This window comes from Aeromonas sp. FDAARGOS 1407 (assembly GCF_019048725.1).
Lineage (GTDB): Bacteria > Pseudomonadota > Gammaproteobacteria > Enterobacterales > Aeromonadaceae > Aeromonas > Aeromonas enteropelogenes.
Window position 1 is genome coordinate 3,769,987 of record NZ_CP077399.1, and the last position, 19,382, is coordinate 3,789,368.

Below are 19,382 nucleotides of genomic sequence, written 5' to 3' on the forward strand. Positions count from 1 at the left end.
CCATCCAAACGGCTATTTCAGCCACAATAACAGAGCCCCTTCCCTTCGCCAAGCGGCAAAACAGGGCAGACTGGAAAATGAGGGTTACCTGTCCTTCATGACACAAACAAAGGATTCATAGAGAGCTTGAATTGGAGGCGATTCCGGTATAGTCAAGCATTCAGGGGGCGCGCCCCTTTGGCGCAATCGGCCCGAGAAAACCGCTGCAAGGAGAGCAAATGATGGGAATACAGCCGCTGACGGTGGCCACGACCGGCCTGCTGGTCGTCGATATTCAGGGCAAGCTGGCGCGCCTGGTCGAGGGGAGCGAGGCCCTTATCGCCAATACGCAGCGCCTGGTGCAAGGGGCCAGAGCGCTGGGATTGCCGGTCGTCTGGCTGGAGCAAAATCCGGACAAGCTCGGAACCACTGTGCCCGAGTTGCAAGGGTTGCAGGCAGGCAGCCTTGTACTCAGCAAGTTCAGCTTCGGTGCCCTGGGTGAGCCGACCGTGGCCGCCGCTCTCACCCAGACCGGGGTCAACCACTGGCTGGTGTGCGGCATCGAGACCCATATCTGCGTCTATCAAACGGTACTTGGGCTGCTGGCAAACGGCTGCGAGGTTTCACTGGTGGTAGATGCGGTCTCCTCACGCACTCCCGCCAACCGGGAGCTGGCCATCGGCAAACTTGCAGCCCGAGGGGCCGAGCTCACCTCGGTGGAGATGTGCCTCTACGAACTGCTGGGAAATTGCCGCCATCCGGCGTTTCGCCAGGTGCTGGCACTCGTGAGGTAAGGCACCATGATGGACAACATGGCCCCCTTCATCTACCTGCTGGTAGCCGGCTGGGTGGCGGCCATCGTGGCGGTGATCGGCATGGCGGCGACCCGCCGCTATCTGCGCTGGAGCCTGATAGGCCTAGCCCTGTTCGCCGCCCTGTTCTGGCTATTGGCGGGTTTCCCTGTGACCGAGCTCGCCATCTGACCACCTGCTGCTTGCCATACCCTATGGCTCTCATACCGGCTCCTGTTGCGACAGGGCCGGTCCACTCCCCGCTACTCATCCCACCCGATATGGCGCTCGCAAAGCATTTAAAAAACAAAAAGATCAATAAATGAAAATGAGAAATGCTCTCAATAAATCGCATAAAGAGCGCCAATGGAATACCCACCACAAACCAAATCGGATTTCTTTGAAGCTCGTCATAGTTCCTTAAAGAGAGTCTTTTGACTCGCTTCATCCCGTGTATAGATTCCATTCGCACCCAGGAAGGTGCGATCCTAGATGGAGTTAAAAATAATGAAGCAAACATCGTTAGCACTGGCGATCACAGCACTGCTGTCGACCCTGCCCGTCGCACTCGTTCAGGCAAATGAAAACTGTGCCCCGCTCACCGGCAAGGAGAGTGGCGTGGATACCGCCCGCAATAGCGCAATGCGTTGCCTGCCGGGCAGCAATCCCCTGCAGGATCAGCAGTGGCACCTGCTCAACAGCGGCCAGGATGCCTTCAGCGCTCGCGGCGGCGTGGCTGGCAACGACCTCAACCTCTGGTGGGCACACCGCACCGGTGTGCTGGGACAGGGGATCAATGTGGCCGTAGTGGATGACGGCCTGGCCATTGCCCACCCTGATCTGGCCGACAACGTGCGGCCGGGCTCCAAAAACGTGGTTACCGGCGGCAGCGATCCCACCCCGACGGATCCCGACAGCGCCCACGGCACCTCGGTAGCCGGTCTCATCGCTGCGGCGGACAACGCCGTCGGCACCAAAGGCGTCGCCCCCCAGGCCCAGTTGCAGGGGTTCAACCTGCTCGACAACGACAGCCGGCAGTTGCAGAAGGACTGGCTCTATGCCCTTGGCGACAGCCAGGCCAGCCGTGACAACCGGGTCTTCAACCAGAGCTACGGCATGAGCCTGGTCGACCCGCAAGGGGCCACCGATCTGGATCAGGCCCAGCTCGATCGCCTGTTCGAGCAGCAAACCCTCAAGGCGGAAGGCGCGGCCTACATCAAGGCGGCGGGCAACGGCTTCAAACGCATCGGCGCCGGCAACTATGCCCTCTCCCGCACCGGCAATGGCCCTCTCCTGCCCTTCGAGAACAGCAATATCGATCCCGCCAACAGCAACTTCTGGAACCTGGTGGTCAGCGCCCTCAATGCCGATGGCAAACGCTCCTCCTATTCCAGCGTCGGCAGCAACGTCTTCCTGAGCGCCCCCGGGGGAGAATATGGCACCGATACGCCAGCCATGGTCACCACGGATCTGCCCGGGTGCGACATGGGTTACAACCGCAATGATGATCCCAGCGCCAACCGGCTGCACGGCAATCTGCAACTGGATGCGCGCTGCGATTACAACGGCGTGATGAATGGTACCTCCTCGGCGACCCCCAACACCTCGGGTTCGGTAGCGCTGCTGATGTCCGCTTATCCGGATCTGTCGGTGCGGGACCTGCGGGATCTGCTAGCCCGCAGCGCCACCCGGGTCGATGCCGCGCATCCGGCGGTACAGGTGAGCTACACCAGCCGCGCAGGCAGCGCCCGCACGGTCACCGCACTGGAAGGGTGGGAGCGCAACGCCGCCGGCATGTGGTTCAGCCCGACTTACGGTTTTGGTCTGATCGATGTCAACAAGGCTCTGGCGCGCGCCGCCAACCACAACCCGCTGCCGCCGCTGGTGCAACTGCCCTGGCAGAAGGTCTCCTCGAGCGACAGCAGGGCAGCAGCCATTCCTGACGTCGGTGCTGCCCCGACCCGCTCGGCCATCCAGATCGAGCAGGCGTTGACGGTGGAAGCGGTACAGGTCATGGTCAACCTGGATCACCAGCGCCTGCCTGATCTGCTGATCGAGCTGGTCTCTCCGTCCGGCACCCGCAGCGTGCTGCTCAACCCCTACAACAGCCTGGTGGGTCAGTCCCTCGACCGGCAGCAACTGGGTTATGTTCGCACCAGAGGATTGCGTGACATGCGCCTGCTCTCCCACAAGTTCTATGGCGAACCGGCTCAGGGGGAATGGCGACTGGAGGTGACCGACATCGCCAACGGCACTCGTCAGGTTTCACTGCTTGATCGCCGAACCAACACCCGCAGCACCCTGACCGAACGCAACAACAGCCAGCCGGGCAAGCTTATCGACTGGTCTCTGCGCGTACTGGGCCATGACGCGCCCCGCGCCTGATTACAGAGGAATCATTCCATGAAACAGACCATGATCACCCTTGCCCTCGCCAGCCTGCTGGCAACGGCCACCACCTATGCCAGTGCCGAGGAGTCAGTGACCATAGATGGCAAGCAATATCGCACCATAGAGGTCAATGGTCAGACCTACCTGACCCCTGATGATGGCAACAAGAAGCGGGTCACCCGCAGTCTGGACGGCAAGGTGCCGCAGCAGACCCTGCGCCGGGGCGATGCCCTGCTGCAGGGCGTTGCCAGCCCGGAGCTGACCGTCAGCGGCACCCTGCTGGTGGAAGCCGATGACAGTCAGGCCAAGGCGATCGCAAGCCGCCACGGCCTGCAATTCAAGCAGAGCAGCGGCGGCATTGCCCTGTTGGAGGCCAAGCCGAGCACGGATCTCAACGCCATCGCCACCCGGCTCAAAGAGGAAGGGGTGAAGGTGCAGATTGAGCTGTCCGGAACAGAGCAACAGCCCAAATAAGCACGCCGGCAGCCAGGCTGCCGCCCGTAAAAACCAAGGGGGCCATCAGGCCCCCTTGTCATTGCTGCACGCTTGCAGACTTACTTGCCGCCGTGCTGCTCGGCCAGATAAAGCCAGGTATCGACCACGGTATCCGGGTTCAGCGACACCGAATCGATCCCCTGCTCCACCAGCCAGGCGGCGAAGTCGGCGTGATCAGACGGCCCCTGGCCGCAGATCCCCACATACTTGCCGGCCTTGCGGGCAGCCTGGATGGCCATGGCCAGCAACGCTTTGACCGCTTCGTTGCGCTCGTCGAACAGGTGGGCAATCAGGCCCGAGTCCCTGTCCAGTCCAAGTGTGAGTTGGGTCATGTCGTTGGAGCCGATGGAGAAGCCATCGACGTGCTCGAGGAACTTGTCGGCCAGCAGGGCATTGCTCGGGATCTCGCACATCATGATCACCTTGAGCCCCCGCTCGCCGCGGCGCAGGCCATTTTCAGCCAGGATGTCGATCACCTGCTCCGCCTCACCCACGGTGCGCACAAAGGGGATCATCACCTCGACGTTGGTCAGCCCCATGACGTCGCGCACCCGCTTGATCGCCTCGCACTCGAGAGCAAAGCAGGGGCGGAAGCTGTCGGCGATGTAACGGGACGCACCACGAAAACCAATCATGGGGTTCTCTTCATGAGGCTCGTAGTCACGACCGCCCACCAGGTTGGCGTACTCGTTGGACTTGAAGTCCGACATCCGTACTATCACCCGCTCCGGCCAGAAGGCGGCGCCCAGGGTGGCGATGCCTTCGGTCAGCTTGGCGACGTAGAACTCGCGCGGGCTCTCGTAGCCGGCGATCATCTTGGCTATGGTGGCCTGAAGCTCGGGGCTTTGCTGATCAAACTCCAGCAGCGCCTTGGGGTGCACGCCGATCATGCGGTTGATGATGAACTCGAGGCGGGCCAGCCCCACACCGGCGTTTGGCAGCTGGGCGAAGTCGAAGGCTCTGTCCGGGTTGCCCACGTTCATCATGATCTTGATGGGCAGGCGCGGCATGTTGCCTACCTCGGTCACCGCCACATCAAAGTCGAGTTCGCCGTCGTAGATGAAGCCGGTATCCCCTTCCGCACAGGAGACGGTGATGAGCTGGCCATCCTTGATGTGATCGGTGGCGTTGCCACAACCGACCACAGCCGGAATGCCCAGCTCGCGGGCGATGATGGCGGCATGGCAGGTGCGCCCGCCCCGGTTGGTGACAATGGCGGAGGCCCGCTTCATGATGGGCTCCCAGTCCGGGTCGGTCATGTCGGTGACCAGCACGTCGCCGGGCTGCACCTCATCCATCTGGCTGATGGAAGAAATGACCCGCGCCGGACCCGCCCCTATCTTGTGGCCGATGGCACGCCCTTCGATCAGCACCTTGCCGGATTGTTTGAGGGCAAAACGTTCGAGCGTGTTGGCCTCCTGGCGACTGCGCACGGTTTCCGGGCGCGCCTGGACGATGTAGAGCTTGCCATCCTGACCATCCTTGGCCCACTCGATATCCATCGGGCGGCCGTAGTGCTGCTCGATGATGAGGGCTTGTCTGGCCAGATCCATCACCTCTTCGTCGGTGATGCAGAAACGGCTGCGCTCTGTATCCACGGTATCGACGATCTTCACCTGACGGCCGTGACCGGCATCGTCGGAGTAGGTCATCTTGATAAGCTTGGAGCCCAGGGTCTTGCGCACTACGGCGGGACGCCCGCCCTTGAGGGTCGGCTTGTGCACATAGAACTCGTCGGGGTTGACGGCGCCCTGCACCACCATCTCGCCAAGGCCGTGAGCCCCGGTGATGAAGACCACGTCGTTGAAGCCGGATTCGGTATCCAGGGTGAACATGACGCCGGAGGCTGCGAGATCCGAGCGCACCATGCGCTGTACCCCAGCCGAGAGCGCCACGCCCTTGTGGTCATAGCCCTGATGCACCCGGTAGGAGATGGCGCGATCGTTGAACAGTGACGCAAACACATGCTTGACGGCCGTCATGACGGCGTCGATGCCGCGTACGTTGAGGAAGGTCTCCTGCTGGCCGGCAAAGGAGGCATCCGGCATGTCCTCGGCGGTGGCGGACGATCGCACCGCAAAGGAGGCCTCGACACCTGCACTCAACTTCTCGTAGGCAACCCGGATCGCCTGCTCCAGCTCGGGCTGGAACGGGGCGTCGATCACCCAGTCGCGGATCTGCTGGCCGGCCCGGTTGAGGGCGGCGATGTCGTCCACATTCAGGGCGTCGAGCAGATCGTGGATCTTGTCGTTGAGGCCGCTTGACTCCAGAAACTCGTTAAACGCATAGGCGGTGGTGGCAAAACCCCCCGGCACGGATACACCGGCGCCAGAGAGGTTGCTGATCATCTCGCCAAGGGATGCGTTCTTGCCGCCAACTCGTTCTACATCTTGCATTCCGAGTTGCTCGTACCAGAGTACGTACTGTTGCACTTGCATGTCTCCAGGTTGGTGGGCTCGGGAGTCAGAGCTCCCTGTCCCCTGATTTATGTACGTGAGTTTTGTGCGTTATTGTCTGTTTGTGCTGTTGCCAACGACCAAGAAAACGTTTTCTACTTATTGTCAAAAAAATCCCCACGCAAGATTTGGGGATGGCCGAATGACACAGACATTCTACAATGCCAACACAAAAAGGTAACGACTCAGGTTTGCAAGCCACTTCACAACTTGGGCACAGCAGACCGGTTGACAAAATTGATATAGTTTCGAGAGATACTTCCTCCTCGTCACCATGCCAATCCCCACCACAGGAGCCCCCGTGCACACCGTATTCTATGTTTCCGACGGCACCGCCATCACCGCCGAAGTGTTCGGCCACGCCGTGCTGAGCCAGTTTCCGCTGGCGTTTGAACAGATCACCATCCCCTTCGTGGAGACTCTGGAAAAGGCGAGGCAGGTACGGGCTCGTATCGACGAACAGTTCCGCCAGACCGGGGTGCGCCCCATCCTGTTCCACACCATCGTCGACCCGCAAGTACGGGAAGAGGTGCTCAAAGCGGAGGCCTGCGGTCACGATTTTCTCAACACCTTCGTGAGCCCGCTGGAGCAAGAGCTGGGGGTCAAGGCCGAGCCCAGGCTCCATCGCACCCACGGCATGGAGAACCGCAAGCTCTATGACGATCGCATCGAGGCAGTGAACTTCGCCCTGGCCAACGATGACGGCATCACCACCCGGGAGTACGACGAGGCGGACATCATACTGATCGGGGTGTCACGTTGCGGCAAAACCCCCACCAGCCTCTATCTCGCGCTGCAGTTTGGCATCCGCGCCGCCAACTACCCCTTCATCGAACAGGACATGGGTTCCCTGGATCTGCCCACCGCCCTCAAGGCCAATCGCCACAAGCTGTTCGGCCTCACCATCGCGCCCCAGCGGCTGCACGAGATCCGCAACCAGCGCCGCGCCAACAGCCGTTACTCTTCGCTGGAACAGTGCGAGCAGGAGCTGGCGAGCGTGGAGCGACTGTTTCGCCGGGAGGCGATCCGCTTTCTCGATACCAGTTCCCACTCGGTGGAGGAGATCAGCGCCAAGATCCTGGAGGCAACCGGCCTGCGCCGCCACCTCTGTTAAGCCAGCTTGACAGCTATCGCTGAGGATAATGACAAAATCCGGGGTCTGCCCTTGCCAACCAAGGCATGGCTAGCCATCACAGTGACCATTGAGGCGACGGATACAACGAGGGGCAAGCGCATCAAGGCGTTTGCCCCTCCTTTTTCCCATCTTATCAAACGCGCCGTTTAGTGGTGGCGATTGAGCTCAGGGTTATTCATCAGGCGAGCATAGCAGGCCAGCAAACCGTCATTTCGGCGTACCCGCTCAGCCAGCCAGCAACCGGCTACTCCCCCGATCAGTGCCCCTGCCAGCAGAAGCCGTGGCCAGTGCTGCAGCAACCCTTCATCTCCCAGCCAGCCCCAACCGGCCAGGATGGCGATCGCCATCGTCAGGAGCAGTGGGCAGGCCGCCATGGCCAACCAGAGCACCAGCAGTACCCCCTTGGCCACCCCCTGTTGTACCAGGCCCCCTTTATCCGCCCCTTCAGCCAGCTTGTGCATCATTTGCATCCCTTTCTCAGTAAAAGCAATGAAAAATCACTATCAAAAAATCATGTCAACAAAATTCAATTCGATTGCTTATTTTTCACCCAACCACCAACCGAAAGCTTGATCAACTCATGAAAAAGCTGGCCGTCGTGCAAAACACCACCGTTCAACATGGAAAACAGGTGCATTTATGGCGGATTATCACTATTCTGCTTGCGTTGCCAGCCAGCATGAAAAATCACAAATCGCATTCCGTAACGAAATAAATACAGCTTTCGTCAGGTTTTGGCTACGCATCGCGGCCTGCTCAGGATGAGCCCAACACCGACAGAGATAACAGAGAGATAAGGACAGACCATGGATTTGAAACAAGACGGCGAAGAGCTGAAACGCGGCCTTAAAAACCGCCACATTCAGTTGATTGCATTGGGCGGCGCCATCGGCACCGGCCTGTTTCTCGGCATCGCCGACACCATCAAGATGGCGGGCCCTTCGGTGCTGCTGGGCTATGCCATCGGCGGCTTCATTGCGTTTCTCATCATGCGCCAGCTTGGCGAGATGGTGGTGGAAGAGCCGGTTGCCGGCTCGTTCAGCCACTTTGCCTACAAGTACTGGGGTGACTTCGCCGGCTTTGCCTCCGGCTGGAACTACTGGGTACTCTACGTGCTGGTGAGCATGGCCGAGCTGACCGCAGTGGGTATCTATGTCCAGTACTGGTGGCTCGAGATCCCGACCTGGATGTCGGCCGCCTTCTTCTTCGTGCTGATCAACGCCATCAACCTCTCCAACGTCAAGGCGTTCGGCGAGATGGAATTCTGGTTTGCCATCATCAAGGTGGTCGCCATCCTCGGCATGATCGGATTTGGCGGCTGGATGCTGCTCTCCGGCAGCGGCGGCCCCGAGGCCACGGTCAGCAACCTCTGGGCCCAGGGCGGCTTCTTCCCCAACGGCGTGGGCGGGCTGGTGATGGCCATGGCCTTCATCATGTTCTCCTTCGGCGGCCTGGAGCTGGTCGGCATCACGGCGGCAGAAGCCGACAACCCGGAGAAGAGCATCCCCAGAGCCACCAACCAGGTGATCTACCGCATCCTCATCTTCTACATCGGTGCCCTGGCCGTACTGCTCTCCCTCTATCCCTGGGGCAAGGTGGTGGAAGGCGGCAGCCCGTTCGTGATGATCTTCCACGCCCTGGACAGCAACCTGGTGGCCAACGTGCTGAACCTGGTGGTACTGACCGCCGCGCTCTCCGTCTACAACAGCTGTGTCTACTGCAACAGCCGCATGCTGTTTGGCCTGGCCAAGCAGGGTAACGGTCCCAAGGCGCTGCTCAAGACCAACAAGAGCGGAGTTCCCCTGACCGCCATCTCCATCTCGGCCGCCGCCACCCTGTTGTGCGTGCTGATCAACTACCTGATCCCGGGCAAGGCCTTCGGCCTCTTGATGTCCCTGGTGGTCTCCGCCCTGGTCATCAACTGGGCCATGATCAGCCTGGCGCACCTCAAGTTCCGCAAGGTCAAGGCCGCCGAAGGGGTGACTACCAAGTTCAAGGCTCTGTGGAGCCCGTTTGGCAACTACCTCTGCCTTGCCTTCATGGCCGCCATCCTGGTGATCATGTATTTGAACGAGGGCACCCGCATCTCGGTTGAGCTAATCCCCGTGTGGCTGGTGGTGCTGGGGGTGGGGTTTGCCATCAAGCGCAAGAGCCAGGCCCAGAGCAAGGCCGTTGTCGAGCTCGGCTAACCCCAAGCAATACAAAACAAGAAAAACGCCGATCGGATGATCGGCGTTTTTTATTGTCTGGGAAGAGTCGTTGACCATGGCAAATGGCCAAACGAGGAAGTGGCTAGGCCCCCTCTCTGGCCCCCCCTGTGTTGCCGGAAGTCAGGTCGGGTGTGTTCTCGGGAGCCGTGTCAAGGGGAGCATCAGGAGTGGCATAGGAGGTAGGCACCGCCTCCCCCGCCAGATCGGTTCTCGGCTCCAGCTCGGCGGTCATGGGGGTATTGGGTGGCACAGGGATAAACACCTGATGTTCGTCCAGCGGAATGGGCGCCCGCTGCCGCTTGCGCCAGCCAAGGTAAGTGGCGAGCAGCGCCCCGCACAGGGCAAAGTAGAGGAACAACCCCTCTGGCCCGAAGGGACGCATCAGGAGCGGCGCCAGCAGCGGGCCTATCATGGCCCCCATGCTGTAGGCGAGCAGCAACCCCTGGTTGGCCCCCAGCACCTGATCCGGATGCAATTCGTCACAGGCGTGGCTGAGGCTCAGGGGATAGATGGAAAACGCCATGCCGCCGAGCAGGAACACCAGGGCCCCCGCGATCGGCTCGCGCCAGCCGGCGGGCAGCGCCACCATCAAGAGGGCAAGCAGGGTCAGCACGCTGCACAGCAGCAGGATCACTAGCCGCCGGTCGAAACGATCGGACATGCGGCCAATGGGATACTGCAGGCACATCCCCCCCAGGATCACCAGCGCCATCATGTCCGCCACCCGGGAGAGGGAGGCCCCGGTATCGGCAAAATAGAGGGGCAGCAAGCCATAGATAGCCCCCAAAATAAGGCCCGAGGTAAAACTGCTGCCCATCCCCGCCGGGGTGAGGCGCACCAGCTCACGCACCCCGACCGGCTGCGGCGCAACCATGGCGGGCATGGCCACCCGCGAGATAGCGAGCGGCACTACCGACAGGGTGGCGGCCATGGCGCACAGAGCAAAGGGGGTGAGCACCATAGGATCGATCCATTTGAGCAACAATTGCCCCATGGCAAGGGATCCGTAGAGCAGGATCATGTAGAGGGACATCAACCGCCCCCGGTTGGCGGGGGTACTCGAGACCAGCATCCAGGACTCCAGCACCACGAACAGGCCGCCGGTGGCAAATCCCCCCACCAGACGCATCGCCGCCCAGCTGATGGGTTCGACCACCATGCCGTGCAACAGGAACAGAAAGCAGAGCAGGGAGGCATAGGCCGCATAGGCCCGGATATGCCCCACCCGGATGATGAGGCGGGCGTTGACGAAAGCCCCCAGCACCAGGCCACCGAAATAGGCGGCCGACACCAGGCCGATGGCCTGGGCCGAGACATCCTCGGCCGACAGGCGCACCGTCAACAGGGTGTTGAACATGCCGTGCCCCAGGATGAAGATCACCAGACTGGTCAGGGGGGACAACAATCGTCTGAGGGTCATGGGCACTCCAGTATGATGAATAAGGGTGGCGAATAATTCGGCGAAAGGATCATGGTACCGTTTGCTTCCGGTTCGCTTCAACCCTGCGGCGTTTGCCAAACCATGGCGCGCACGGCCTGAACCGGACAACTAGAATGGGAAATAGAGTCCGCTCACCATAGTCCCAGCAAACAGGAACGCCTTCATGTCTGCGAGCATCGCCAAGTACCCGATCGCCCCCGAGTTCGAGATCCCGGACTCCCTGCGTCTCTCCTGGCAAAAAACCATCAATCTGATGGCTGAGCTGTTTCACGTGCCGGCCGGGCTCATCATGCGGGTACATCCCAACGAGATCGAAGTCTTCATCACCAGCCAGACGCCGGACAACTGCTACCCTGCCGGAGCGCGCGAGCACCTCGACTCCGGGCTCTATTGCGAACGGGTCATGGATACCCGCCAGGAGCTCCTCGTTCCCAATGCCCTCAAGGATCCCGAGTGGGATCACAACCCTGACATCAAACTCGGCATGATCTCCTACTGCGGCCTGCCGCTCTGCTGGCCAGATGGCCGGATCTTCGGCACCATCTGCGTGCTGAGCCGGGAGGAGAACGACTACGGTGGTCTCTATCGACAACTGCTCTGGCAATTTCGTGACTCGGTGCAGCAGAGCATGCATACCCTCTACGACAATATCCGTCTTCATGAGACGCAGGAAGAGCTCGAGCAGCACAAGGCACAGCTGACCCAGACCCTAGATAGCCTGAAAAAGACCCAGGAAGAGCTGATCCACACCGAAACCCTGGCGGCACTGGGGGCCATGGTGGCGGGGATCTCTCACGAGCTGAACACCCCTATCGGCAATGCCCTGATCGCCACCACGGCTCTGCAGGAGAGAACGCGGCAACTGGCCGCCCAGTTGGGGGCACAGACGATCCGTCGCTCCACCCTGGAAGAGTTCATCAAAGCCACCCAGGAGATGAGTGAGCTGGCGCTGCAGGCCATCACCCAATCAGCCAAGCTGGTCAAGAGCTTCAAACAAGTGGCCATCGATCAGACTTCGGAGAGCCGGCGCAGCTTCGAACTCAAGCGCCTCATCGACGACAACCTGGCCAACCTCAAGGCCGGACAGGGCTATGACCGTGTGATCATGCAAAATACCGTCGGTGAGGGACTTCTCTGTGACACCTACCCGGGCCCCCTGAGCCAGGTCCTGCTCAACCTCGTTCACAACGCCGCTGTACATGGCATAGGGGCCAGACAGGATGGGCGAATAGTGATCAGCGCCTATCAGGACAAGGAGACCATCTACCTGGAAGTGCTGGACAACGGTCAGGGCATGGCCCCCAACGTACTGGCCCACATCTTCGATCCCTTCTTTACCACCACCCTGGGCAAGGGTGGCTCGGGGCTGGGGTTATCCATCTGCCGCCGCATCGCCACCTCGGTGTTGGGTGGCAGCCTGACGGCGCGTTCGTCACCGGGAGAGGGCAGTTGCTTTACCCTGACCTTCCCGCGCATGGCTCCGGGTCGCCTGTGACAACGCTCCTTTGCCATCTATCCAAAACACGGGCCTTCGTTGCGCCCTGACGACGTCTATTCTTGCAGATGTCCCCCAGCGAGGTAATCAAGATGAAATCACTCCTGTTTGTATTCACCCTGCTCTTTGCCGGCGGCGCGCTCGCCTTTCACTGCCCTGCCGACATGAAGAAGATTGACGATGCCCTGGCCAGAGCCCCCGACCTCAGTGCCGAGCAATTGGCACAGGTGAAAAAGCTGCGTGCCGAAGGGGAGTCTCTGCACCAGGCGGGCAAGCATCAGGAATCCGTCGATGCGCTGGCCAAAGCCATGGCCCTCTTGGAGATAGAGAACCACTGACGCGTGCCCACTCCCCGGGGCAACAGATGACAACAGAGCCCTCTCCGGCCACGGTGAGGGCTCTGCCATTAATGACCCCCTGGTAATGGCATCCTGGCAAACGCCCTGCCAATCCATAGCATCAGACCCGGCCGCTGTAGACCAGGGTGCTGTAATTGAAGGCAATCCGCCCATCTTGCTCCCAGCGCGCAAACTCGCGACGGATCAGTGCCGTCAACTGCTCATAAGCCGACGTGCCGATAGCGGGGGCATAGGAAGAGGAGTTGAGCCGACCCAGCACCCCGTCCAGATCGAAATACTGGCAGTTGTCGAACCGGCTGAGCCGATAGCCCCCCTCGAAGAAGGCGGCAAAGTCATCCTCCCCCAGGTTGCGATGATTGACCTCCTCATAGTCGCCGGAATAGGTGCGCAGCCCGCCCTCGTAGGCCTTGAGAAATTCGGTGTCCGTCAGCCTGTCGTTCCAGATGAGGGCCACTCTGCCACCAGGCTTCAGCAGGCGGCGGCACTCGGCCTTGAAGGCCGGGCGATTGAACCAGTGGAACGCCTGAGCAACCGTGACGAGATCCACACACCCATCCGGCAGGCCGGTCGCCTCGGCCCGACCGTCATGACAGACGACATTGGGAGCCTCGGCCAGCAGCTGCTGCGCCGCCGCACGCATATCCGGATTGGGTTCGACGGCCAGAACCTGACGCACCCTGGGAGCCAGCAGCGCCGTCAGTATGCCGGTACCCGCCCCGATGTCGGCAACCAGGGTCTCTGACCCCATGGCCAGCTCATCGGCCAGAAAATCCAGCATGGCTGACGGGTAGCCGGGGCGGTATTTCACATAGGCTTCGACGCGGGCTGAAAATCGTTCGGTATTGTCCATCCATCACTCCTCATTATGCTGTCACACAATAACGTTCCTGCAACTGCCAGCCAGGCCCTCCATACGCTCAGGCTTCAAGGCCAACAACGACGTTCACGGCCTTGGCGAGTCGAATCGCGGCGGGCCAGAGTCTGCGTATTTATTCATGGCACTGGCGCCAGCCTATCAATATGACCAGATTGACCTCTTGTTGAGCCGGCATAAAGAGAGGCACCCTCCCCTTTGGCATCATCAGACGTTCATACCATGACCTGAACAGAAGTCATGTTTGAATATTCCTCATGAGAGCCCCATCACACTCTTCATATCCCGCAACTGACACTCTGGTTATTAGTCAGTGTCTGCGTAATAAGCTGGGCGTGCCGTGTCATTGTTCACATGGGTACAGTATCTTGGTGTACCGGACTCAATGTGCTGCTGTGTAATGGATGTACAGGCCGTTCGACTGATGATGAGGTTTCTTTTGAACCTAGATGGAGCGACAACATGAGATTAGGAAAAATATCTGCGGCAGTGAGCATCATCCTCTCCGCCGGTGTCATGGCATAAACGGATAAACCGAACATTCTGGTCATCTTTGGTGATGACATCGGCTGGCAGAACGTCAGTGCCTATGGCATGGGCACCATGGGTTACACCACCCCCGACATCGAGCGAATCGCCAACGAAGGCATCAAGTTCACCGATCATTACGCGCAGCCGAGTTCGACGGCGGGCCGCGCCGCCTTCCTGACCGGCCAGTACCCCATTCGCTCCGGCATGACGACGGTGGCCATGCCCGGTGGTGCGCTGGGTCTGAAGAAAGACTCCCCGTCTCTGGCCGAAGTGCTGAAAGCCGTTGGCTACAAGACCGGCCAGTTCGGCAAGAACCACCTGGGGGATCACAACTTTGCCCTGCCGACCGTCCATGGCTTCGACGAATTTTTCGGCAACCTCTATCACCTCAATACCCAAGAAGAACACGAGCAACGGGATTACCAGAATTTTGCCAAGCAGTACTCTGGCTCGGTGGAGGCGTACAGCAAGAAGTTCGGTACCCGCGGCGTCCTGCACTGCTACGCCACCGAGACCGAAGACAAGACGGTCGACCCGCGTTTCGGTGAAGTCGGCAAACAGAAATGTACCGATACCGGCCCGCTGGGCCAGGAGCGGATGAAGGACTTCGACCGCGCCGAGATGATCCCGGCCGCCCTCAAGTTCATCGACAACTCGCTCAAGGAAGACAAGCCCTTCTTTACCTGGGTCAATACCAGCCGCATGCACCTCTATACCCGTCTCAACGACAAGTGGCGCTATGCTGCCGAGCAGTACACCAGTGAATACGACTACCATGGTAGCGGCATGATGCAGCACGACAGCGACATCGGCTATCTGCTCGACGAACTGGAAAAGCGGGGTCTGAAAGAGAACACCATCGTCATCTATACCACCGACAATGGTCCGGAACACTCCTCCTGGCCTTATGGCGCCACCACGCCGTTCCGCGGCGAGAAGATGACCACCTATGAAGGGGGCGTCCGAGTGCCCATGATGGCACGCTGGCCGGCACAGATCCCGGCGGGTGGCGTACTCAATGGCATCCAGGGTCACCAGGATCTCTTTACCACCCTGGCAGCGGCGGCTGGCGTTCCTGACGTCAGCAAGAAGATGATGGACGAGAAGAAACAGTACATAGATGGCGTCAACAACCTCGCCTACTGGGAAGGCAAGAGCAAGGAATCGGCTCGCGACTCCATCTTCTACTACTTCGAGGACAAGCTCTCGGCGGTACGGGTCGGCCCCTGGAAGTTCCACTTCGCGGTGGCAGAAAACTACTATGACAACCTCACCCCGCTCACCAAACCCAAGCTCTACAACCTGAGGGCCGATCCGTTCGAGAGTTACGACTCCGTCGATGCCAACGGCCACTTGTTGCAGAAGATGTCCTGGATGCTGGCACCGGTCAGCGAGATGGTCGGCGAGCACGTCAACACCCTGGTCAAGTATCCGCCGGTTCAGGGGAGCACCACCTTCGACATGGCCAAGGTCATTCAGGAAGCCATGCAGAAAACCCAGCAGTAAACGATACGGCGGAGGGCTATCCCTCCGCCATCTTCATCCCGCTGGCTGACACCTTTCCCTTTCGTCAGGTTTTCATCCCGTATCGACCTCACCCGTCGTCATCAGAAGAGTAACGATGAACAAAATCCGGACCCGTGACACGACGCACCTGGACGTCACCCCGCTCAAAACCGCCAGCCGCGACAGCAGCGGCGCCTATGCCCGCCGCTTCCATGTCATGGCCAAACCGGGGGGCTCCAAGTGCAACATAGATTGCCAATATTGCTTCTACCTGCACAAGGAAGACCTGCTCCATCAACCCAGACAACCCAGGATGGATGAAGAGACCCTGGACACCTTCATCCGTAGTTACATAGAGGGGCAGGATGGCGACGAGATCGTCTTCTCCTGGCAGGGCGGTGAACCGACCCTGCTCGGCATCGACTACTTTCGCCAGATAGTGGCGCTGCAGCAAAAGTATTGCCCACCCGGGGTCAGCATCCGCAACGACTTGCAGACCAACGGCATCCTGCTCAATGACGAGTGGTGCCGGTTTCTCAAGGAGCACGGCTTTCTGGTTGGCCTCTCCATCGACGGGCCCCGCGCACTACACGACAAATACCGGGTGACCCGCAGCGGCAAACCCACCTTCGATCTGGTGATGGCGGCGGCCGAGCTGCTGCGCAAACATCAGGTTCCCTTCAATGCCCTGACCGTCATCAACCGGCACAATGCGAAATATCCCCTCGAGGTGTATCGCTTTCTGACCCGGGAACTGGGGGCCACCTACATCCAGTTCACCCCCTGCGTCGAGGCCAGCGATTTCAAACGCACGGCCCCGCAATTCTGGAACGACAGCATGCTGCCCCTGGTTGGCAGCGAGCTCAGCAAACCCGGCTACCCCATGTCGATCGTCACGGACTGGTCGGTGGATCCCGATGACTGGGGCACCTTTCTGGCAACCGTGTTCGAGGAGTGGGTCAACAACGACCTGGGGCGCGTGCTGGTCAATCTGTTCGAAACCACCGTGGCCCAAACCATGGGATACCCCTCCCAGCTCTGCGTCACCGCCGAGTTTTGCGGCAAGGCGCTGGCCATCGAGCACGATGGCAGCGTCTTCTCCTGCGATCACTTCGTCTATCCGGAGTATCGGCTGGGGGATATCAAACAGCGCCCCTTGACCCACATGGCCTTCTCCACCCGCCAGGAGGCATTTGGCATGTCCAAGCGGGACAGCCTGCCCGATTACTGCCTCAAGTGTCCCTACCTGACGCTCTGCTGGGGCAAATGCCCCAAGAATCGCCTGATCAGGACCCCGGATGGCGAGATTGGCCTGAACTACCTCTGCCCCGGGATAAAGCGTTTCTTCGACTACGCGGCCCCCATACTGGCAGGCATCGCCCACGTGCTCAAAGAGCAGGATCAGGGCAGATAACGCGCCGGGCATGGCCGCCCAGCGTTTGCCCACTTTTTCGCTCTCTGTATCAACTCTCTTTGTCAGCCTCTTGTCTTCTCCAACCTTCTCCAACCCACCGGCCATCGCGGTGGGTTGCCCCTCTTTACCTGCCCGGCACGCCATGTTTCATGGCTAACCCCATGTAGGTATTAACGCCAATAAATAACTGACAATTCTGATTTTTATTTTCCAACTCTCAGTCCTTTTATCCAGGTCATATTATCTGGTCTGACCAAAAATAAATTTTGTTACATTTTGCAATGTTCAATTTCATTAAAAAACAGGCTGAATACATCCAGCAGAACATAAAAAAGAAAACGATTTACCATCTAAAATGATATTAATCGACTCATTGCATTTGACCAAACATGCCTTTTTATCATATAGTAGAAATTAATTCGCCTTTTGGTTTCACCTGAAATCTCAAGTTAAATAATAAAAAACAATACCCCGCGCTATATCAAGGACCCCTGATTCTCTCTTGCCTGAATTTATTTTGGCGGGATGAGTGCAGCTATTTCGGAAGGAAAAATCACACTCACAGTTCGGATCCTCTATGTCCATCAACAACATGACCATCGGCAAGAAGCTGAGCGCCGCATTCATCGTATTGGGGCTGATGCTGGCCTCCATCGGCGGCTTCTCCCTGCTGCAGTTCGAGAATATGAACACGCAGACGCTGGATATCACAGATGCGGTGATCCCCAGCATCAATCGCGCCAACGATATTCGCAATGTCGCGACCGATCTGCGTCGCCATGAATTGCTCTATTTCGTCAATTTCGATGATGAGCAAAAACGAAATGAATATCGAGTCATCATGGACAGCAAGCCGGTACAAATGGACATGCTGCTCGAGGAATATCGCAAGACGCTATTTGATCAAAACGAGACCCGTCTTTTCGAAGATCTGAAATCCGATTGGCGCAATTACCTGAATTTTTACTACAAGGTAAAAAATACTCTGGAACAAGGTGATACCCTCAACGCACGTTATATGTTCCTGCGCGATGGCACGCCCCTTTACGACAAGCTCCACGAGGCCGTCGAGGCGCTCATCAAGATCAACCAGGACTATGCGGTCGAAGGGCGCAGCATGGCCGAACAGGCCTATGGCAACGCACGCATCAACATCATGATCACCCTGCTGCTGGGGGTCATCGCCGTGGTCGTATTCGCCACCATCCTGACTCGTCAGATCCGCGATCCCCTGTTGATGCTGGCCGATCAGGCCCAGCAGATTGCGTCCGGCCGTCTGGGGCGCGGCACCCTGTGCGACTGGTTCGATCAGGGCCGCTTCCACAAGGACGAGATTGGCCAGCTTGCCCACTCCATCCGCCACATGAAGGAGGGGCTGACCGACCTGGTCAACGACATCGACGCCTCGGTCAGCCAACTGAGCTGCGCCGTGGAAGAGGTGAGTACCATCTCGGTTCAGGCTTCCCAAAGCATGCATCAACAGCAGCAGGAGATTGCCCAGGTCGCCACCGCCATGAACGAGATGCAGACCACGGTACATGAAGTGGCCCGCAACTCCACCGACGCGGCCGTCGCGGCCCAGCACGCCTTTGAAGCGTCCCATCAGGGTAACCAGGTCGTGCTGGATGCCATCGACAGCATCGAAGAGGTCTCCAGCCAGCTGGAGCAGACCGGCCGGGTGATCCACAACCTGGAGCAGGAGAGCAGCAATATCGGCGTGGTACTGGACGTGATCCGCGGCATCGCCGATCAGACCAACCTGCTGGCTCTCAACGCCGCCATTGAGGCCGCGCGCGCCGGTGAACAGGGTCGCGGCTTTGCCGTGGTGGCCGATGAGGTACGCACCCTGGCCAAACGCACCCAGGACTCGACCTGCGAGATCAACAAGATCATCGAAATACTGCAAAACTGCGCCATCGATGCCGGCAATGCCATGCAGGCCAACCGCGACCAGATGGTGACTTCCGTCGAGCTGGCACGCCAGGCGGGCAACAGCATCGGCAAGATCAACGAAGCGGTGACTCATATCACCGACATGAACACCCAGATTGCCAGCGCCACCGAGCAGCAGAACACGGTGACGGGCGAGCTCAACCGCAACATGGTCACCATTCACGAGGTCGCCGACGAGAACGCTCAGGGTGCGCAACACACGGCCCAGGCCTGTCAGGATCTCAATAAACTGGCCATTCACCTGCAGCAGAGCATCGGCCGCTTCAGCCTGACCTGATACCTATACCAACAACAAGCTCCCCCTATTTTCACGGCGCCATTCAATGGCGCCGTTTTTTTATGCCTCTCTAAC

The 19,382-nt window shown here is 59.4% G+C and carries 15 protein-coding genes; 11 read left to right on the plus strand and 4 right to left on the minus strand.

What is annotated here, in order from left to right; genetic code table 11:
- Nucleotides 1-221 precede the first annotated feature (221 nt).
- From I6L37_RS17680 to I6L37_RS17695, 4 genes are all read left to right on the plus strand, one after another.
- Nucleotides 222-773: a hydrolase gene (locus I6L37_RS17680; RefSeq protein WP_216994198.1), complete on the plus strand. Its 552-nt coding sequence runs from the start codon at nt 222-224 to the stop codon at nt 771-773.
- Nucleotides 774-779: 6 nt separating this feature from the next.
- Nucleotides 780-962 (plus strand): hypothetical protein, encoded by a 183-nt coding sequence (locus I6L37_RS17685; protein WP_026457610.1) that lies wholly within the window; start codon nt 780-782, stop codon nt 960-962.
- 315 nt (nt 963-1,277) lie between these two features.
- Entirely contained in the window at nt 1,278-3,155 is a 1,878-nt protein-coding gene (locus tag I6L37_RS17690; RefSeq protein ID WP_061477214.1) for a S8 family serine peptidase, read from the plus strand.
- Between the two features lie 18 nt (nt 3,156-3,173).
- Nucleotides 3,174-3,635 carry a hypothetical protein gene (locus tag I6L37_RS17695; RefSeq protein WP_061477213.1) on the plus strand — a complete coding sequence of 154 codons (462 nt, stop codon included), beginning with the start codon at nt 3,174-3,176 and terminating at the stop codon, nt 3,633-3,635.
- An 80-nt stretch (nt 3,636-3,715) separates the two neighbouring features.
- Here I6L37_RS17695 and ppsA read toward each other — a convergent pair whose 3' ends face one another.
- Nucleotides 3,716-6,094, minus strand: coding sequence for a phosphoenolpyruvate synthase (gene ppsA / locus I6L37_RS17700; RefSeq protein ID WP_201941139.1), 2,379 nt, complete (start codon nt 6,092-6,094; stop codon nt 3,716-3,718).
- A gap of 319 nt (nt 6,095-6,413) precedes the next feature.
- Here ppsA and I6L37_RS17705 point away from each other — a divergent pair, with 319 nt between their 5' ends.
- Complete coding sequence (locus tag I6L37_RS17705) at nt 6,414-7,226, plus strand: pyruvate, water dikinase regulatory protein (RefSeq protein ID WP_026456094.1); 813 nt, start codon at nt 6,414-6,416, stop codon at nt 7,224-7,226.
- Nucleotides 7,227-7,393: 167 nt separating this feature from the next.
- On the opposite strand, the gene I6L37_RS17710 is transcribed toward I6L37_RS17705, so the two are convergent.
- Nucleotides 7,394-7,711 carry a hypothetical protein gene (locus I6L37_RS17710; RefSeq protein WP_254203505.1) on the minus strand — a complete coding sequence of 106 codons (318 nt, stop codon included), beginning with the start codon at nt 7,709-7,711 and terminating at the stop codon, nt 7,394-7,396.
- Nucleotides 7,712-8,053: 342 nt separating this feature from the next.
- Here I6L37_RS17710 and I6L37_RS17715 point away from each other — a divergent pair, with 342 nt between their 5' ends.
- The gene (locus tag I6L37_RS17715; protein ID WP_216992553.1) at nt 8,054-9,436 is read left to right on the plus strand and encodes an amino acid permease; all 1,383 of its coding nucleotides are present in this window, start codon (nt 8,054-8,056) and stop codon (nt 9,434-9,436) included.
- Between the two features lie 103 nt (nt 9,437-9,539).
- Here the strand turns inward: I6L37_RS17715 and I6L37_RS17720 are convergent, their stop codons facing one another.
- The gene (locus tag I6L37_RS17720; protein ID WP_223378083.1) at nt 9,540-10,877 is read right to left on the minus strand and encodes an MFS transporter; all 1,338 of its coding nucleotides are present in this window, start codon (nt 10,875-10,877) and stop codon (nt 9,540-9,542) included.
- A gap of 184 nt (nt 10,878-11,061) precedes the next feature.
- Between I6L37_RS17720 and I6L37_RS17725 the strand changes: the two genes are divergently transcribed.
- Nucleotides 11,062-12,393 carry a GAF domain-containing sensor histidine kinase gene (locus I6L37_RS17725; protein WP_216992554.1) on the plus strand — a complete coding sequence of 444 codons (1,332 nt, stop codon included), beginning with the start codon at nt 11,062-11,064 and terminating at the stop codon, nt 12,391-12,393.
- Between the two features lie 92 nt (nt 12,394-12,485).
- Nucleotides 12,486-12,731, plus strand: coding sequence for a hypothetical protein (locus I6L37_RS17730; RefSeq protein WP_042024934.1), 246 nt, complete (start codon nt 12,486-12,488; stop codon nt 12,729-12,731).
- Nucleotides 12,732-12,852: 121 nt separating this feature from the next.
- On the opposite strand, the gene I6L37_RS17735 is transcribed toward I6L37_RS17730, so the two are convergent.
- Nucleotides 12,853-13,602, minus strand: a complete 750-nt coding sequence (locus I6L37_RS17735; RefSeq protein WP_216992555.1) for a class I SAM-dependent methyltransferase — start codon at nt 13,600-13,602, stop codon at nt 12,853-12,855.
- Between the two features lie 567 nt (nt 13,603-14,169).
- On the opposite strand from I6L37_RS17735, the gene I6L37_RS17740 reads away from it, so the two are divergent.
- The 3 genes from I6L37_RS17740 (at nt 14,170) to I6L37_RS17750 (ending at nt 19,307) form a co-directional block, all read left to right on the plus strand.
- On the plus strand, nt 14,170-15,663 hold the full coding sequence (locus I6L37_RS17740) for an arylsulfatase (protein WP_302057033.1): 1,494 nt from the start codon (nt 14,170-14,172) through the stop codon (nt 15,661-15,663).
- Nucleotides 15,664-15,778: 115 nt separating this feature from the next.
- The gene (locus I6L37_RS17745) at nt 15,779-17,077 is read left to right on the plus strand and encodes an anaerobic sulfatase maturase (protein ID WP_216992556.1); all 1,299 of its coding nucleotides are present in this window, start codon (nt 15,779-15,781) and stop codon (nt 17,075-17,077) included.
- A gap of 577 nt (nt 17,078-17,654) precedes the next feature.
- Nucleotides 17,655-19,307, plus strand: a complete 1,653-nt coding sequence (locus tag I6L37_RS17750) for a methyl-accepting chemotaxis protein (protein ID WP_216992557.1) — start codon at nt 17,655-17,657, stop codon at nt 19,305-19,307.
- Nucleotides 19,308-19,382 lie beyond the last annotated feature (75 nt).

Coding starts and splice junctions, on each gene's coding strand:
- I6L37_RS17680 (WP_216994198.1), top strand. CDS start 222: ATGGGAATACAGCCGCTGACGGTGGCCACGACCGGCCTGCTGGTCGTC.
- I6L37_RS17685 (WP_026457610.1), top strand. CDS start 780: ATGATGGACAACATGGCCCCCTTCATCTACCTGCTGGTAGCCGGCTGG.
- I6L37_RS17690 (WP_061477214.1), top strand. CDS start 1,278: ATGAAGCAAACATCGTTAGCACTGGCGATCACAGCACTGCTGTCGACC.
- I6L37_RS17695 (WP_061477213.1), top strand. CDS start 3,174: ATGAAACAGACCATGATCACCCTTGCCCTCGCCAGCCTGCTGGCAACG.
- ppsA (WP_201941139.1), bottom strand. CDS start 6,094: ATGCAAGTGCAACAGTACGTACTCTGGTACGAGCAACTCGGAATGCAA.
- I6L37_RS17710 (WP_254203505.1), bottom strand. CDS start 7,711: ATGATGCACAAGCTGGCTGAAGGGGCGGATAAAGGGGGCCTGGTACAA.
- I6L37_RS17715 (WP_216992553.1), top strand. CDS start 8,054: ATGGATTTGAAACAAGACGGCGAAGAGCTGAAACGCGGCCTTAAAAAC.
- I6L37_RS17720 (WP_223378083.1), bottom strand. CDS start 10,877: ATGACCCTCAGACGATTGTTGTCCCCCCTGACCAGTCTGGTGATCTTC.
- I6L37_RS17725 (WP_216992554.1), top strand. CDS start 11,062: ATGTCTGCGAGCATCGCCAAGTACCCGATCGCCCCCGAGTTCGAGATC.
- I6L37_RS17730 (WP_042024934.1), top strand. CDS start 12,486: ATGAAATCACTCCTGTTTGTATTCACCCTGCTCTTTGCCGGCGGCGCG.
- I6L37_RS17735 (WP_216992555.1), bottom strand. CDS start 13,602: ATGGACAATACCGAACGATTTTCAGCCCGCGTCGAAGCCTATGTGAAA.
- I6L37_RS17745 (WP_216992556.1), top strand. CDS start 15,779: ATGAACAAAATCCGGACCCGTGACACGACGCACCTGGACGTCACCCCG.
- I6L37_RS17750 (WP_216992557.1), top strand. CDS start 17,655: ATGTCCATCAACAACATGACCATCGGCAAGAAGCTGAGCGCCGCATTC.